General features: G+C 70.7%; 12 protein-coding genes and 1 pseudogene. 10 read left to right on the plus strand and 3 right to left on the minus strand.

Features of this window, described 5'->3' with window-relative positions; genetic code table 11:
* Positions 1-26: 26 nt before the first annotated feature.
* Positions 27-782, minus strand: a pseudogene (locus tag C475_RS12390) (alkaline phosphatase family protein); the annotation flags it as partial.
* Positions 783-967: 185 nt separating this feature from the next.
* Here C475_RS12390 and C475_RS12395 point away from each other — a divergent pair.
* From C475_RS12395 to C475_RS12405, 3 genes are all read left to right on the plus strand, one after another.
* Positions 968-2,407: a lipopolysaccharide biosynthesis protein gene (locus tag C475_RS12395; protein WP_006884183.1), complete on the plus strand. Its 1,440-nt coding sequence runs from the start codon at positions 968-970 to the stop codon at positions 2,405-2,407.
* Between the two features lie 97 nt (positions 2,408-2,504).
* Positions 2,505-4,397, plus strand: coding sequence for a glycosyltransferase family 39 protein (locus tag C475_RS12400; protein WP_006884184.1), 1,893 nt, complete (start codon positions 2,505-2,507; stop codon positions 4,395-4,397).
* On the plus strand, positions 4,397-5,503 hold the full coding sequence (locus C475_RS12405) for a sulfatase-like hydrolase/transferase (protein WP_006884185.1): 1,107 nt from the start codon (positions 4,397-4,399) through the stop codon (positions 5,501-5,503). The genes C475_RS12400 and C475_RS12405 overlap by 1 nt, the downstream gene beginning before the upstream one ends.
* A gap of 78 nt (positions 5,504-5,581) precedes the next feature.
* Here C475_RS12405 and C475_RS12410 read toward each other — a convergent pair whose 3' ends face one another.
* On the minus strand, positions 5,582-6,658 hold the full coding sequence (locus tag C475_RS12410) for a DUF2304 family protein (RefSeq protein ID WP_006884186.1): 1,077 nt from the start codon (positions 6,656-6,658) through the stop codon (positions 5,582-5,584).
* Positions 6,659-6,808: 150 nt separating this feature from the next.
* Between C475_RS12410 and C475_RS12415 the strand changes: the two genes are divergently transcribed.
* The 7 genes from C475_RS12415 to C475_RS12445 all read left to right on the plus strand — a co-directional run bounded on the left by C475_RS12415 (position 6,809) and on the right by C475_RS12445 (position 14,715).
* Entirely contained in the window at positions 6,809-7,696 is an 888-nt protein-coding gene (locus tag C475_RS12415; protein WP_006884187.1) for a polysaccharide deacetylase family protein, read from the plus strand.
* Positions 7,697-7,698: 2 nt separating this feature from the next.
* The gene (locus C475_RS12420; RefSeq protein WP_161625194.1) at positions 7,699-8,832 is read left to right on the plus strand and encodes a lysylphosphatidylglycerol synthase transmembrane domain-containing protein; all 1,134 of its coding nucleotides are present in this window, start codon (positions 7,699-7,701) and stop codon (positions 8,830-8,832) included.
* A gap of 108 nt (positions 8,833-8,940) precedes the next feature.
* The gene (locus tag C475_RS12425; protein WP_006884189.1) at positions 8,941-10,488 is read left to right on the plus strand and encodes an alkaline phosphatase family protein; all 1,548 of its coding nucleotides are present in this window, start codon (positions 8,941-8,943) and stop codon (positions 10,486-10,488) included.
* A 63-nt stretch (positions 10,489-10,551) separates the two neighbouring features.
* A complete protein-coding gene (locus C475_RS12430; protein WP_338034239.1) occupies positions 10,552-11,916 on the plus strand; it encodes an MFS transporter in 1,365 nt (454 codons plus the stop codon).
* Positions 11,913-12,779 (plus strand): bactofilin family protein, encoded by an 867-nt coding sequence (locus C475_RS12435; RefSeq protein WP_006884191.1) that lies wholly within the window; start codon positions 11,913-11,915, stop codon positions 12,777-12,779. The genes C475_RS12430 and C475_RS12435 overlap by 4 nt, the downstream gene beginning before the upstream one ends.
* A 64-nt stretch (positions 12,780-12,843) precedes the next feature.
* Complete coding sequence (locus tag C475_RS12440) at positions 12,844-13,626, plus strand: YqjF family protein (RefSeq protein WP_006884192.1); 783 nt, start codon at positions 12,844-12,846, stop codon at positions 13,624-13,626.
* Positions 13,627-13,716: 90 nt separating this feature from the next.
* Positions 13,717-14,715, plus strand: a complete 999-nt coding sequence (locus C475_RS12445) for a zinc-binding dehydrogenase (RefSeq protein ID WP_006884193.1) — start codon at positions 13,717-13,719, stop codon at positions 14,713-14,715.
* A gap of 81 nt (positions 14,716-14,796) precedes the next feature.
* Here the strand turns inward: C475_RS12445 and C475_RS12450 are convergent, their stop codons facing one another.
* Complete coding sequence (locus C475_RS12450; protein ID WP_006884194.1) at positions 14,797-15,948, minus strand: glycosyltransferase family 4 protein; 1,152 nt, start codon at positions 15,946-15,948, stop codon at positions 14,797-14,799.

Consider the following 15,948-nt stretch of genomic DNA (forward strand, 5'->3'; position numbering starts at 1 on the left):
CCCTCGCGCCATCAGAGATGTGTATAAGAGACAGGCAGGAGCTCGTCGCCCTCGTCCAGGTCGCCGCGGAGTTCGCCGACGAACTCGTCGATCTCGTCGTAGGCCGCCCGCTGGAGGTCCGGCAGGTCGTAGGTGACGTGGCCGATCAGGTCCAGCCCGCTCGTGTAGGCGAACACGAGCTCGTACCGGCCGCCGCGGAGCCCGCGGCGGGCGCGGGCGACCCGGACCATCGCCATCTCCATACACCGCTCGTAGAACTCGTAGGGGTCCGCGGAGGTGTGGCCGCCGGTCGCCTCGGAGTCGCGCTCGAACAGGTCGCCCAGCGACCGCCGGAGGTTGTGCTCGCGGTCCTCCGAGTCGGGGTCGACGACGTAGTTGGGGACGCCGATTGCCGTCGCCTCTCGCCCGTCGAACAGCGTCTCGATGCCTTCCTCCTCGTAGTAGGTTGCGGGCGTCCGGAAGGCGTCGGTGTCGGTGTTGGTCAGTAGCCACGCGCCGATGCGTGTCTGGAGACCGTCCGGGAGGAGGTAGTCGGCGACGCCGGAACCGAACTCTAGGAGGGGGTTGCCCCAGGCGACGCCGTCGTCCTCGAGCGTGAGGCCGTGGTCGGCGGGGTCGAGACCGGTGATGATCGTCGGCCATAGCTCGTGGGTGCTCGGCTCGCCGGCGGCGCTCTCGATGGTCCCGACGGCGCGGTGGGCGTCGAGGGTGAGGTTCGGGTGGCCCTCCGGATCGACGAGCTCGGGGTCCAGCGCGTCGATCCCCATGACGACGACTGTCATCTATCTGCCCCGAGTACGAGACGGCCCAAATACCTTGTCGTTGGGCCGGGGCCGGCCGTCCCGGCCGACGTGACCACCCTACCGCGCCGGAGCGCAAGCGTTTCCTGCACCCCCGGAGTACGGCCGGCCGTGTTAGTTCAGGGCCGTTCACCGGTCGATTGGTCGGTCCGTCGGGGTGGTCGGCGGTGAGTTCGCGCCTCGGGAAGACGACGCTCGTCTACTTCCTGACCCAGGTGGGCGCGACCCTGATCGGCGGGGTCGCCACCTGGTACATCAACTTCGACCTGGGGCCGGCGGCCTACGGCGAGTACCAGACGGCGGTGGCGTCGCTGTTCGCGCTGAACATCCCCGCCAGCGCCATCGGCATCGCCGTCAAAAAGCGGGTCAGCGAGGGCGAGGAACAGGGCGCGTTCCTCGCGGCCGGCCACGCGTTGAACCTCGCCGTCCACGCCGTGCTGGTCGCCGGTCTGCTGGCCTTCCGCGGGCAGGTGAACACGTTCATCGGACTGGAGGTGGCCGTCCCGTTCGCCCTCCTGGTCGGCGCCCGCGCCGTCTTCGACGTGACGGTCTCCTCGCTGCGGGGCTACCGCCAGGTCGGCACCTCCGGCGCGGTCAAGACCCTGGAAAGTTTCGTCCGGGCGGGCGTTCACGTGGGCTCCCTGTTCTTCCTGGGCGTCGGGGTCGCGGGCCTGGTCTACGGCCACGGGGCCGCGCTCGTCCTCGCCACCCTCGCCGGGGTGGTCGTGCTGGACGGTCGGCCGACGGGCTTCGACGCTCGCCACGTGCGCGAACTCGTCGACTACGCCCGGTTCGCCTGGCTCGGGACGCTGAAGACCCGCGCGTTCGCCTGGACGGACGTGCTACTGATGCGGGCGCTCAGCCTGTCGATCGTCGGTCTCGCGACGGTCACGAAGACCCAGATCGGCATCTACCGGGTGGCCTGGACGTTCGCGTCGATCCTCGCGCTGGTCAGCATCGCCGTCAAGGAGTCGCTGTTCCCGGAGTTCTCCGAACTCGGCGTCGATGAGGACTACGAGCGGGTCCACCACTACCTCAACGAGGGGCTCACGTTCACGGGCGTGTTCGCGATCCCCGGCCTGTTCGGGGCCGTCGCCGTCGGCGACCGCCTGCTGACGATCTTCGGGCCGGAGTACGCGGTGGGCGGGGGGATCCTCGTCCTGCTCGTCGCCGCGCGGCTCGTCGCGGCCTACGGCGCCCAGCTCGTCAACACCATCAACGCGATCGACTACCCCGACGTGGCGTTCCGGGTGAACCTCGGGTTCGTCGTCGCGAACGTCGTCCTGAACCTCGCGCTCATCTCGCTGTTCGGCTGGTACGGCGCCGCGGTCGCGACCGGGGCCGCTTCCCTGGTGAGCGTCGCCCTCGCGGGCTACGCGCTGACGCGACTCATCGGCCGCCCCGACGTGCCCGTCGCGGAGATCGCCTACCAGGTGGCCGCGTCGACGGTCATGCTCGGCGCCGTCCTCGCGGTCCAGCGGGTCCTCCCCGACACGCTCGCCTGGACGCTCGCCGTCGTCGGGCTGGGCGCCGGCGTCTACACCGTCGCGCTGCTCGCGCTCTCCGAACGCGTCCGCGAGAAGTCGCTGGGCCTGTTGCCGACGTGACCGACCCGGCGCCGACGCGGCCGGTCCGTCCGGCGGACGCGGTCCCGGAAGCGCCGAGATGGCAACCTTTTCGACGGGGAGCGGACAAATCGAGGCCATGACTGCTGTCCGTGGCGCCCTCCGGGACGCGACCGGCCGCGTCCTCGCGCCGCTGCGCGCGGACCTGGAGGCCGACCCCTACCTCCCGTACCTCCTCGCGGTCGCGCTGGCGACCTGCGGGTTCGGCGTCTGGTTCCGGGTCCCCAACTTCGCCGCGCCCGACGAGTACTCCAGGCTCATCCAGCCGATGAAGGTCGCCGGGGGGTTCGTCGCGGACCCGAGCTTCGAGGCCATCAGGGCCGGGATCACCGACGGCCGCGCGCTCGGCGCCACGTTCTACCTGTACGCGCTCACGCTCGCGCCGGTCTTTCTCGTCGTCCTCCTGACCGGACGGCTCGGCGAGTTCGCCGCGCTCGGCACGATCCAGTCGCGCTGGGAGCTGTGGCACGCCGCGCCGGCCTGGTTCTGGACGGGCGCCGTCCTCGTCGGTCGGTTCGTCAACGTCGCGCTCGGCGTCGGCTGCGTTTATCTCACGTACCGACTCGGGGTCGAACTCCGCGACCGCTTCGCCGGCCGGCTGGCCGCCCTCCTGCTCGCGCTGTCGGTCGGCTTCGTCTCGCAGGCCCACCTCGTCGGCGAGGACGTGCCGATGCTGTTCCTCCTGCTGGCGACGGTCCTCCTTGCCAACCGCTACGTGCAGGAGGGCCGGACCGCGGATTTCCTCCTCGGTGCGCTGACCGGCGGCCTCGCTATCGCGTTCAAACTCAACGGCGGCGTCGCCGCCGTCGTCCTCGGTGTCGCGCTGTTGGTCCGCGCCGCCCGGAGCGACGACCCGCTCGCCGAACTGCTCCGTCCGCGCGTCGTCGTCGGCGGGCTCGTCGTCGGTGCGGTCGCCGTCGTCGTCGGGATCCCGAGCGTCCTCGTCGGCGGCGTGCCGGAACTCGTCGCCCGTATCACCGACACGGTCGGCTCGAAGACGGGCAAGACCGGCGGTTTTGCCGCCCCGATCGAGTACTGGTTCGGCTACCAGTACCTCCGCGGGCTCGGCCTGCCGCTGTTCGTCGGGGCCCTCGCGGGCGTCGCCGCGACCGCCTGGCGACTCGTCGCCCGTCGCGGAGCGGGGGTCCACCCGCTCACGTGGCTCCTGCTGGTGACCATCGCCTTCCCGCTCGTCGTCTACGCCCGGTGGGAGTTCGTTCGCCTCCGACATCTCGTCCCGACGTTCCCCGCGTTGTTCGCCCTCCTCGCCGCCGAGGTGAGCCGCCGCCGACCGGTCGCGACCGGAGCGAGCCGCGACCGCGGCTGGCGGGTCCTGCGGGTCGGCCTCGCCGTCCTCCTGCTCACGGCCGGCGGGTTCGTCGTCGCCGCCGAGTACGAGTACGTCACCGATCCGCGGGACCAGGCCGCCGACTGGATCGAGACGAACACGGCGGCAGACGCGACGGTCGAGGTGTACGAGAACTCCATCGCCGACGTGGGCGTCCCCCACGGTCGCGAGACGAGCCACTTCTCGTTCCCCGAGGAGCGGGCGACCAACGACTCGGACCTGGTGTTGAACGAGTCGTCCTACACGGCGTGGATGCTGGCGATGCCCGATCGGCAACCGGAGTACATCCAGCTGACCGACGGCGACCTCGACTACGTCGACCCGGACGCGACCGAATACGCCCAGTACCCGGAGCGTCGCGCGTATCTCCGCGCGCTCCTCGACGGCGAGTACGAGTACCGCGTCGTCGCCACGTTCGGCGACCCGCCGATCGGCGAGCGCGAGTCCGCCGCCGACCGGCTCGTCGACGCGGCGCTGCGGCCGGCGGTCGAGGGTCGCCAGCGCGGCGTCGTCCTGCTCGAACGGCTGAACGACACCGGGTCGCGGGCGTCCCAGTCGGTACCGCCGAGCCGCGACGGCGCCGATCCGAAGGTATATCGGCCTGACGGGAATCGGAACAGGTAATGGACGACATCGTTCTCGTCACGGCGGACTCCGTTCGGCGCGACTACGCCGACGCCTTCGAGTCGCTGTCGGACCTGCCGGTCCGGACCGGTGTCACCGGGAGCCACTACACCCGTCCGAGCCTCGCCAGCCTCGTCTCGGCGAGCTACCGCGGCGCCATCACCACCGAGGTCGTCTCGCCGACCATCGCCGAGGTGCTCTCGGAGGCGGGCTACACCTGCCTGGGCTACACGCCGACGCCGAACACCGACGCCCGCTTCGGCTTCGACCGCGGCTTCGACGACTTCGACACGTTCGTCGAGCCGGGCAACCGCGGGAGCAAGCTCCGGCAGAAGCTCGGGTCTATCGACGCGCTCCGGTGGATCTACTACAAGATATACCCGCCCCAAGCGAAAAGCGAGAACCGCCCCCGCGACCGCGAGGTTATCGAGCGAGCCATCGAGGAGTTCAACGACGCCGAGCCGCCGCGCTTTCTCTGGGTCCACCTCATGGAGACCCACCGCCCCTACGGCGTCGGCGACGAGGCCATGTCGAAGCAACTCGACCAGAAGGCCTTCTTCAAACCCGACAAGCTCACCGACGAGGAGCAAGCGCAGATCGAGGGCAAGTACGCCGATGCGATCCGTCGCGCCGACGACGACATCGCCCACCTGCTGGCGGAGATCGACAGCGACCCGACGCTGGCGGTCACCGCCGACCACGGCGAGGGGTTCGGCGAGGAGGGGTTCTACTTCCACCAGGGCCACAAGCGCTCGGTCGCGGATTTCCAGACGAAGGTGCCGGTGTTCTTCGACGGGGTCGACGTCGAGGGGCCGCTGAGCCTGCTCGACATCCCGCCGACGCTCGTCGAGTCGGTCGGGGTCGACGCCCCGGCCGCCTGGCACGGGACGAACCTGCTCGAATCGGACTCCGAGTACGCGGTCACGATCGCCCCCTGGCACGACACCGCGACGGTCGCCTGGCGGGACTACGAGAAGACGTTCGTCGCCCGCGACGCCGACGTGAGCTTCGAGGAGGGCGACACCACCGCCGACGTCGAGCGGTCCGACGTCGACCAGGAACTCGAAGAGCAGTTGCAGGACCTGGGCTACATGGACGCCGGCTGACCCCGGCGACGGCCGACCCCGGCGGTGGCTGACGCCGTCCCGGCCGGCCGCCAGTCCGCGCTCGGTCCGGGTGAGTGGTTACCGGATCCAGGTGACGAAGATCGTCCGCGCGAGCCCGACGGCGTAGCCGAGCTTCGGTTTCTTCGTCTCGCCGGCCTCGCGTTCGTGGATGGTGACCGGTACCTCGACGATGCGCAGGCCGTTCTTGCGCGACTCGATGATCAGTTCGGGCGCTGAGAACCGCTCCTCGGTGAGTGTGAGGTCCGCGAGGCGGGAGCCGCGGATCGCGCGGAAGCCGTTGGTGCAGTCGGTGATGTCGGTCTTGGCGAGGCGGTTGATGAGCCAGGTGAACGTGCGGATGCCGCCCCGGCGGGTCATGGAGTTGCCGGAGTTGTCCTCGCCGCGGTACCGCGAGCCGAGCACGTAGTCGGCCTCGTCGTCGACGATCGGGCGGACGAGGTCGGGGAGCTGGTCGACGGGGTGTTGGCCGTCGGCGTCCATCGTGACGACGATGTCGGCGCCGTGGTCGCTCGCGATGTCGAAGCCGGTCTGGAGGGCGCCGCCCTGCCCCTGATTGATCGGGTGCTCGACGACGACGGCCTCGTACTCGTCGGCTGCCCGTCGGGTGGCGTCGTCGGAGCCGTCGGAGACGACGACCGCCTGGACGAGGTGGCCGTGGATCCGCTCGGGCAGCGCGGCGAGCACGTCGCCGATCGTGTCGGCCTCGTTGTACGCGGGGATGACGACGTACAGCGTCCGCTCGTCGTACTCGGCGACCGCCGACGCCTGCTGGACGGTCAGGCTCCGCGTGAGGTCGCCGATGGTTCGCTGGCTCGTGTTGAGCTGGGAGACGAGGTAGAAGATGAGGACGAGGAACGTGACGTTCGTGAGTATCTGGATGAGGATGAAGCGGCTCTCGAGGTTGAACGCGCCGGCGAGTGTCCAGTAGAGTCCGGGCGCGAACGCGACGGTCAACAGGCCGAACGCGACGGCGACGGCGATGCCGAGTTCGACCCGGGAGAACGTCGTGCGGTAGCGCTCGAACCCCCACAGGAGGACGACGACCCCGACCGCGGCGAGCAGCAGTGTCAGGGCCTGGTTACTCAGCCCGGGGAGGGCCGCCAGGGGGGCGTTGGTGGACACCAGCGGCGACATATGTTCACCACGAACCACGGACCCCGCTCGGTTTGTATCTGCCGGTCCCGGAGCGGTTCCGCCAGTGCGCTCGCGTCGGGCGACCGGACCGCGGTCGAAGCGCATCGCCCAAGTAGGGCGGGAGTCTACGCTCGACAGGTTCACCCGTCGATGTCCCAGCCACAGGCCGCCCTCTCCGTCGACTTCGAGTTCTTCGCGCACCTGCCGGCCTACCGCGGCGCTCGCGGCACCACCGACCGCCCGGCCGTCGGGCTCGGCGGCGTGACGAGCCTGCTGGACGCGTTCGACGACGCGGAGGCGACGGGCACGTTCTTCACCGTCGGCGAGATCGCCGACTCCCACCCCAGAGTGCTCGAACGGGTCGCCGACGCCGGCCACGAGGTCGGGTCGCACACCCAGACCCACCGTCACCTCTCGGAACTCGACGCGGACGACCGCCGGACGGAACTCGCGCGGTCGAAGGAGCGACTCGAAGCGGTCACCGGCGAGCCGGTCACCGGCTTCCGCGCCCCCTCATTCGACCTCGGGCCGGACCACTTCCGGACGCTGGCCGACGCGGGCTACGACTACGACTCCAGCGTCGTCCCGTGTCGGTCGATCCCCGGCTGGTACGGCGGTGAGTTCGACGCCGAGCGACCGACACGGGCGAGCGCGGTCGAGCGCGGAGCGCCCGAGACCCTCGCGGAAGTCCCGGTCGCGGTGATGCCCCGTCTGGGGCTGCCGCTGACGGGGACGTGGGTCCGGTTTTTCGGCGTCGAGTACACGATCCTCGGGATGCGACTGCTCGCCCGTCGGGGCGTCCCGCCGGTGCTGTACGTCCACCCGTGGGAGCTCGTCGACCTCCCGGCGGTCGACGGAGTTCCGAAACGGGTGTACGTCCGGACGGGCGCGTACATGCGTCGCGCCGTCCGACGGATCCTGTCCCAGCCGTTCGAGTTCGTCGCCGTCGGCGACCTGGCCGAGGCCGTCGACGGAGTCGGATCGCCCGAGGTCGTCGACGGGACCGACCCGTCCGCGGCCGGCGCGCGGAGTGAGTGACCGTGTCTGGGACCGACGACGCGGAGCCCGACCGGAGCGCCGCCCCGCCGGCCGAGACGGAGCCCGACGCTCGGAGCGGTGAGGCCCCGGACTCGGCCGGTCGGAACTGGCGACGGCGGGCCGTCGGCGTTCTCCAGTGGGCCGTCGCGCTGGGCGCGTTCTGGTACGTCGCACGCGGCGTCGACTGGACGGCGACCGCCGCGGAGCTCGCGGGGCTCGACGCCGCGGTGGTCGGCGGCGTCGTCGCCGTGACCGTCCTGGAGTTCGGGTCGCGGTTCTCGATGTGGCACGCGCTGTTGAACGGGCTCGAACGCACGGGGCTCGCGACCACCGCCCGCGTCGACCTGGTGATCAAGTTCGTCAACCACGTCCTCCCGTCGAAGGCGTCCGGGCACTCGGTCGCCCCGCTGGTCGTGCGCTACTACACCGACGCCGACTGGACCGACGCCGTCAGCGTCGCCGGGCTCAACACCGGCCTCTACGCCGCCCTCTACGGAGTCGTGGCGCTGCTCGGCCTCGCGCTGTTCGCGACCCGCCTCGGGGGCGGGTGGCTCCTCGTCATCCTCCTCTCGACGGCGATCTATCTCGCCGCCGGCGGGCTCGTCCTGCTGGCCGGCCGTCGGATGGACGCCGCCGGCCGCCTCGCGAGCCGGCTCCAGGGGGCGCTCGGACGGGTCCCGCGGGTCGGCGGCCGGCTCGCCGATTTCGCCGGCGCGCTGCCTTCGTTCACCGCCGACTCGGCCAGCGCCTTCCGCCGGCTCTCCGCCCGCCCGTCGGTCGTCGGCGTCTACGCGCTGGGGTGGGTGGGGACCCTGATGCTCTTCCCCGGGCTACGGGTCTGGCTCCTGCTCACGGGCCTGGGCGGGGAGTTCGCGCCCGCCGCGTTGCTGCCGGTCGTGCTCGTCACGGCCTACAGCGTGACCGTCCTGCCGCTGACGCCGGGCGGTGTCGGCGTCGCGGAGGCCTCGGCGACGGCCGTCCTCGTCGCGCTCGGCGTCGCACCCGAACTCGCGCCGGTCGTCGTCCTCGTCGACCGGACGTTCGGCGTCTACCTCCCGGCGGTGATCGGCTGGCTCCCCGCCGCCAACGTCGACCTCGGTGACCTGCTCGCGCGCGGTGACGGAGAGAACGGGTAGCCGCGGCGAGTCTGCCGGGGTGACGACCGGCGGACCGAAACCGTCCCGTCGAGCGCCGCCGTCCGGACGAACGAAACGTATTTCAGCCGGCCTCACGGGCTTTCGACAATGACGCGGACCTTCGTTGTCGGGCTCGACGGCGCCAGCTGGCTGCTGACCGAGCCCTGGATCGACGACGGCCTCCTCCCCAACCTCGCCGCGCTCCGCGAGTCGGGCACCTACGCCACCAGCCGGAGCTGCCTCCCGCCCGTCACCTACCCCAACTGGAAGTGCTACGCCTCGGGGAAGAACCCCGGCAAGCACAGCGTCTACTGGTGGGAACGCATCGACCTGGCCGACGAGCGCATCGACATCATGAGCGGCAGCGATTACAAGACCGCCGAACTCTGGGACTACCTCAACGCCGACGGCCAGCGCGCGGGCGTCGTCAACATGCCGTCGATGTACCCGCCCCGCGAGATCGACGGGTACGTGGTCTCGGGCGGCCCGGACGCCGTCGAAGGCGAGTACCGCTCGCTCGACACCGGCTACACCCACCCGCCGGAGTTCGAGGACCAACTCGCCGAGCGCTACGACTATCAGGTCCATCCGGACCCGCTGCTCTCGTCCAACGACGAGCGCGGCGCCGAGGTCGAGGAGATCCTGGGCCTGCTCGAACTCCGCCTGGAAGTCGCGCGCGACCTCTTCGTCGAGGAGGACCTCGATTTCACCCACGTCACGCTGTTCTACCTGAACGTCCTGCATCACTTCTTCTGGGACGACGAACCGACGAAACGGGCCTGGCAACTCGTCGACGAGTGGCTCGGCGAGCTGGCCGACCTCGACGACACGAACCTCGTGATCATGTCCGACCACGGCGCGGCCGCGACGACGACGGAGTTCTACGTCAACGAGTGGCTCGCCGAGAACGGCTATCTCACCCGCGCCGGCGGCGTCGAGGACTACTTCCAGACGGTGGGGCTGACCCGCGAGAACGCGCTCGCGGTCGCCAAGCGGTTCGGCATCGTCGACGTCCTCGCGAAGACGGTTCCCGAGAGCGTCCAGGAACTCGTCCCCCAGAGCGCCGGCGCCAAACGCGAACGCAAGATGGAGCTCATCGTCCCCGGGGAGACGAAGGCGCTGGCCAGCGGCCAGGGCCCCATCTACGTCAACCCGCGCTTCGACGTGGAGGCGGTCCGCGAAGACCTCATCGCGGACCTCAAGGGGGTTACGGACGAGAACGGCGAGCCGCTGTTCACCGGCGTCTACCGCGCCGAGGAGGTGTACGACGGCCCCTACGTCGACATCGGCCCCGACGTGGTGGTCGACCAGCGACCGGGCGTCCACGTCAACGACGGGATGGGCGGCGACGCCGTCCAGACGAAGCCAGACCGCTGGGCCGCCGAGAACACGCCGACGGGCATCTTCGTCGCGAACGGCCCCGACGTCCGGAACCGCGGCGAGATCCCCGAGATCGACATCCGCGACATCGCGCCGACGGTCCTCGCCGCCCACGACGTCGACACGCCGACCGATATGGACGGCGAGGTGCTCGATATCTTCGCCGACGACCCCGACGTGGACACGCAGGACCCCATCGACCACGAAGACGCACGCGCGGGCGGCCCGTCTGACGAAGTGGCCGACCGGCTGACGGAACTCGGCTACATGGAGTAGCGACGCCGCGAGTCGCGACAGACCGCTCGGCCGAACGTCTCGGCGGCACTCCGAGAAAACGTTTTGCCGGCACTCCGAGAACACGAGCCCGTGAAGCTCTTCGAGTACGTCCGCCGCGGGGCTTGGCCCGAAGTCGTCGGGTACGGGCTGTTCGTCACGCTGCTGGCCGCGGGCTACTACTACAACATCACCTTCGTCCAGTTGGGACTGCTCGACCTGGGGACGCGACTGGTCGGCCTCCCGGCGACGACGGTCTCGGCGTGGATGGGCGCGCTCGCGCTGACCACGTTCGCCGCGGCCGTGGCCTTCGGCGTCCTGATGGATCGACGGGGCTGGTCGACGGATCTGCGCGCGAAACTCCGTGCGCTGTTCGCCGTTCTCTGCGTCCAGTTCGTCCTGACGCTGGTCGCGCCGGGGATCCGCGACCCGGCCGCGTTCGGCGCGTGGGTCGTCGCCGCCTCCGTCTCGATGGGCGTCGGCTTCCCGGTCACCTTCTCGCTGACCGTCGACTTCGTCCCGGTCCGCGACCGGGGGTACGTCGCCGCCGCCGCGACGGCCGTCGCCTACTTCGCCGGCAACGTCTACCCGCTCGACTGGTCGATCGGCGCGTTCAGCCGCGTGATGACCGTCGCGATGGTCCCCGGGCTAGTCGTCCTCGGCGCCCTCGCCCTCCGCGACCTCGGCTTCGTCGACGCCGTCGCGGACAACCACCGCGAGTTCGGCGTCGGCCGGTTCTGCCGCCCGGACGCCGTTCGACTCCGAAGCTTCGCTTTCCTGGCCCCGCTCGGGCTGATGTTCGGCGTCTTCTTCGTCGACAGCCTCGGCTTCCTCCGGATCGTCGAGACGCCGGCGCTGATCGGCTCGTCGTGGCAGTCGCCGGCGTTCTCGGTCCACCTGCTCATCGGCGTCGTCCACGTTATCGGCGCCGTCGTCGCGGGCGTCCTCTACACGAACTTCGACCGCAACTGGCTGTTCATGTGGGTGTTCGGCCTGTTCGCGCTGACGCACCTGCTCTACACCTTCGACCTGCGCCTCGCGGCCGCGGTGCCGGGACTGGCCGGCGACGCGCCGCCGCTCGTGAATCCACTCTTCTACGCGTTGACGGTCAGCTTCTACACCACGCTCAACTTCGCGCTGTGGCCCGACCTGTCGACGCCGGCGACGATCGGCACGCACTCGGCGGTCGGCGTCGGCTTCGCCGGTTTCCTCTCGACGTTCCTCAGTACCGCCGTCGCGCTGTACTTCGAGCACGCCGAGGTCACGCTGATCTCTCACCTCTCGCTCGTGAACGCGCTCGCGCTGCTGTTGTTCACGGGGCTGGGACTCTCGCTGTACGGGCGACAGGTGTACCGCCACAGCCGGGCCGGCCCGGCGGACCCGGCGGACGGGCCGGTGGGCGACGACGCGTCCGGCGGTGATCCGTCGTGAACCCGATCGAGCTGGCGCTCTCGCTCGTCCTCGCGGTGTTGCTGATCTCGGCGTTCGGCGGCGAGCCCGCGACCCTGCAGGTTGTCGCCGACGGGAGCCACGAGTTCGAGACGGTCCCGGACGCGCTCGTCGTCGCGGGCGGCGAGGCGACGGTCCCCGGGAACGCGAGCGTCGAGGGGTCGGTCTACGCCGTCGGTGGTACCCTCGCCGTCGACGGCCGCGTCGAGGGCGACGTGGTGCAGGTCGGCGCAAACGTCTCACTCACCGAGAACGCTTCTGTGACCGGCGTCCTCCGGGTGCTCGCAGGCGACCCGGTCCTCGAACCGGGGGCGACCGTGGGGCGGCTCGAACGGCTGGAGCCGACCGCGACCGACCGGGGACCGGTCGCCGCCGTGGCGACGCGACTGCTCCAGTGGGTCGTCGTCGCCGCGCTGGCCGCGGGAGTCGCCCGCCGCCGTCCGGACCTGCTCGACAACGTGGGCGCGGCGACGACCGACCACCCACTCGTCAGCGGGGTCGTCGGCGCGCTCACCGCGACGACGGCCCTCGCGCTCGTCGTCTTCATGGCGCTGACGCTCGTGTTGATCCCGGTCAGTCTCCTCGGCGTCCTCGCCGGGATCGCCTGCGTCACCTACGCGTACGCGGGATTCGGTTCCCTGATCGGTCGCCACCTCCCCGTCGACCGGCCGGACCTGGCCGCGGCCGCCGGGAGCGTCGTCTTCATGTTCGGGCTGGACCTGCTCGGGCTCGTTCCGCTTGTCGGCGGGACGCTCCAGGTCGCCGTCACGGTCGTCGGCGTCGGCGCGGTGCTCGTGACCTATCTCGGGTTCAGCCGGTTCGAACCGGTCGAACTGCCGGCGTGACGGGGACCGCTCGCCGCGCGATTCCCCGGAGTAATGGGCACCCAGTCCGTAGGTTCGGGTATCGATGTCTCTCCGTTCGCTGCTCGACCTGCCGGTCGAGATGGGCTGGCGCCACGTCCTGTTCGCCAACTGGCCGGTCGACCCCGGGGTCGTCCAGGCGCACCTCCCCGAGTCGCTGACCGTCGATACCTACGACGGGCAGGCGTGGCTTTCGGTCGTCCCGTTCACGAACGTCGCGGTGCGCCCGGACGGGTTCCCCGAGTGGACCGGCTTCACGCTCCCCGAGTTGAACCTGCGGACCTACGTCAGCCACGAGGGTGAACGCGAGCGGGCGAGCGGCCGCGGCGGATCGGGGAGCGATACCGGCCCGACCGACGACGGCCCCGCCGCCGACCGGGGCGTCTACTTCTTCAGCCTCGACGCCGACGGGGTTCTGGGCGTGACCGGCGCCCGCGTCTTCCACCACCTGCCGTACTACTTCGCGAGCATCTCGATGCGCGCCGAGGAGTCGCGGATCGCCTTCGAGAGCGAGCGCTGGCACCCCGGCGCGCGGCCCTGCGACTTCGACGCCCGGTACGGACCGACGGGTGACCGGTTCACGTTCGAACCGCGCTCGCTCGACGAGTTTCTCACCGAGCGCTACCGCTACTACACGGAGACGCCCGGCGGGGACCTACGCTACGCGCAGATCCGTCACCGTCCGTGGCCGCTGTACGAGGCGTCGGTCGACCTCCGCGAGAACGAGGTGTTCGAGACCAACGGCTTCGCGACGCCCGACGGCGAGCCGGTCTTCCGCTACAGCCCCGGTGTCGACGTGACCGCCTCTGGGAGTCGGCGGGCGGAGTGACCGAGGTCGGAACGAACCGCCACGAGCGGGTCCGACCGGTCGCCCGCAACCGTTGCCCATTCCCCCGTCGAGCCCGAACCGTCGGGCGACATGTCTTCCGAGATGACTGCGTACGTTATCGACGAGTACGGCGACCCGGACGTGTTCACCGAACGGACCGTAGACGTGCCCGAACCGGGACCCGAGGAGGTCCGCGTCGAGGTTCGCGCCAGCAGTCTCAATCCCGTCGACTACAAGATCCGACGCGGCGACATCCCCGATTTCGCCCCGGAGTTCCCCGCCGTCCTCCACTGCGACGTGTCGGGCGTCGTCGACGCGGTCGGCGACGAGGTCGACCGCTTCGAGGCGGGCGACGAGGTGTACGGGATGCCCGGCGGCGCCGGCCGGGACGGCGCGCTCGCCGACTACGTCGTCGGCCACGCCGGGACCTTCGCCCACGCGCCCGAGACGCTCGCGCTGGCCGACGCGGCCGCGCTTCCCGTCGTCGCGCTGACCGCCTGGGAGATGCTCACCGACAAGGGGACGGTCGACGTCGACGACGACGTGCTCGTCTACGGGGCCAGCGGCGGCGTCGGACACATCGGTGTCCAGATCGCCCGCTGGCTCGGCGCCGACGTGACCGCGACGGGCTCGACCGAGGCGAAACGGGCCTTCGCCGCCGACCTCGGCGCCGACGCCACCGTCGACTACACCGAGACCGACGTCGGGTCGTACGTCGACCAGTACGCCGACGGTGCCGGCTTCGACCTCGTCTTCGACCCGGTCGGCGACGACCACCTCCAGACGGCCTTCGAGGCGGTCCGCCCGTTCGGGAGCGTCGTGACCACCGAGTCGAGTTCGACGCAGGACATCTCGGCGCTGCACGCCAACTCGCTGGATCTGGGCGTCGTGCTCGTCATCCTGCCGGTGCTGCTCGGCGAGCGCCAGGAGCGAGTCGGCGAGGAACTGGCCGACATCGCGGCGCTCGTCGACGACGGCGCCGTCGAGCCACACGTCGACGAGCGATTCGCCTTCGACGAGGTCTCGGACGCCCATCGCCTCGGCGAAGACGGCGACTTCGTCGGGAAGATCCTGCTCGAAAACGAGTGAACGGCCGCAACCGGAAGTACTGAGCCGTCGGTCGGGTCGCTTCCGTCGATTCCGTCGCTACCGGACCGACCAGTTCCCGAGCTACCGGCGGCGACGCCGGACGGCTCGCTGCAGAATCCCGCGATACCGTTCCTGTGCCGCCTCGAAGCTGTACTCGTCTTCGATCAGCTCCCGCCCCGCCCGGCTGATCGCGGGAAGGTCCTCGCGGTCGAGGATCGCGACCAGCTCCCGGCGGATGGCCGCGGGGTCGGTACTGTCCATCAGGAACCCCGTCTCGCCGTCGCGGACCACGTCCGGGACGCCGGAGACGGGCGTCGCGTAGACGGGCGTCCCGCAGGCCAGCGCTTCGAGGATCGTCGTCGGCAGTCCCTCCGTCGGCTCGGAGGGAAGGACGACCAGTCGCAACCGGTCGAGTTCCGCGGGTACGTCGTCGTGGTCGACCCAGCCGCGCATCTCGACCTGCCCAGACTCGATCTCCGCTGCCAGCTCCGTCTCCAGCCACTCTCGCAGGTCGCCGTCGCCGATGAACGTGAACGTCACGTCGTCGGGCAGCCCCTTGGCCGCGGCGGCGAGTTCCCGGACGTTCTTCTCCTCGTCGAGGCGGCCGAGGAAGCCGACGCGGCGCCCGCGCTCCGCCAGCGGCGTCCGCACGTCGAAGTCGTCGGTGCGGACGTAGCGCGCGCCGGAGGGGTACACGTCGGTGGCGTCGGGGTCGAGGTCGAGTTGCTCGGCCATCGAGGGCGTGTAGGTCACGACGCCGTGGGCGGCCGCGAAGCCGGCGCGTTCGAGCGCGCGGACGAGGCCCGCGAGCGTCCGCGCGACCGGCGAGGGCAGCGACTCTTCCCAGGCGATGCGCAGCGTGAGCGGCACGTCGCCGCGCGGTTCGACGAGGACCGTCTTCCCGACCGCGCGGGCGAACAGGATCGGCAGGAGGTACGAGGTCGCGCCGTAGAAGAGTACCACGTCCTCGTCGCGGCCGGCGAGGACCCGGCACATTCGAAGCTGGTTCAGGAGGAAGCGGAGGGCGGCCACGGTGATGGAATCGCCGGCGCCCTTCCGCGTGAGTTCGACGAGTTCGTGGCGGTCGCGGATCTCCGAGTCGGCGGGCAGGTCCGCGGTGACCAGCGCGACGCCGGTCACCGCCGAGAGGATATCGAGCAGACTCCGCGTGGCGTTCTCGCCGGCCGCCGCCAGCGGGTGCGTGACGACGCACACGTCGGGCAGGTCCGCCAT

The organism is Halosimplex carlsbadense 2-9-1 (genome assembly GCF_000337455.1).
Classification (GTDB): Archaea; Halobacteriota; Halobacteria; order Halobacteriales; family Haloarculaceae; genus Halosimplex; species Halosimplex carlsbadense.

Excerpts from the sequence above, each read along its gene's own strand:
- C475_RS12400 (WP_006884184.1), top strand. The coding sequence starts at position 2,505 with ATGACTGCTGTCCGTGGCGCCCTCCGGGACGCGACCGGCCGCGTCCTC.
- C475_RS12405 (WP_006884185.1), top strand. The coding sequence starts at position 4,397 with ATGGACGACATCGTTCTCGTCACGGCGGACTCCGTTCGGCGCGACTAC.
- C475_RS12410 (WP_006884186.1), bottom strand. The coding sequence starts at position 6,658 with ATGTCGCCGCTGGTGTCCACCAACGCCCCCCTGGCGGCCCTCCCCGGG.
- C475_RS12415 (WP_006884187.1), top strand. The coding sequence starts at position 6,809 with ATGTCCCAGCCACAGGCCGCCCTCTCCGTCGACTTCGAGTTCTTCGCG.
- C475_RS12425 (WP_006884189.1), top strand. The coding sequence starts at position 8,941 with ATGACGCGGACCTTCGTTGTCGGGCTCGACGGCGCCAGCTGGCTGCTG.
- C475_RS12440 (WP_006884192.1), top strand. The coding sequence starts at position 12,844 with ATGTCTCTCCGTTCGCTGCTCGACCTGCCGGTCGAGATGGGCTGGCGC.
- C475_RS12445 (WP_006884193.1), top strand. The coding sequence starts at position 13,717 with ATGTCTTCCGAGATGACTGCGTACGTTATCGACGAGTACGGCGACCCG.
- C475_RS12450 (WP_006884194.1), bottom strand. The coding sequence starts at position 15,948 with ATGGCGGACCTGCCCGACGTGTGCGTCGTCACGCACCCGCTGGCGGCG.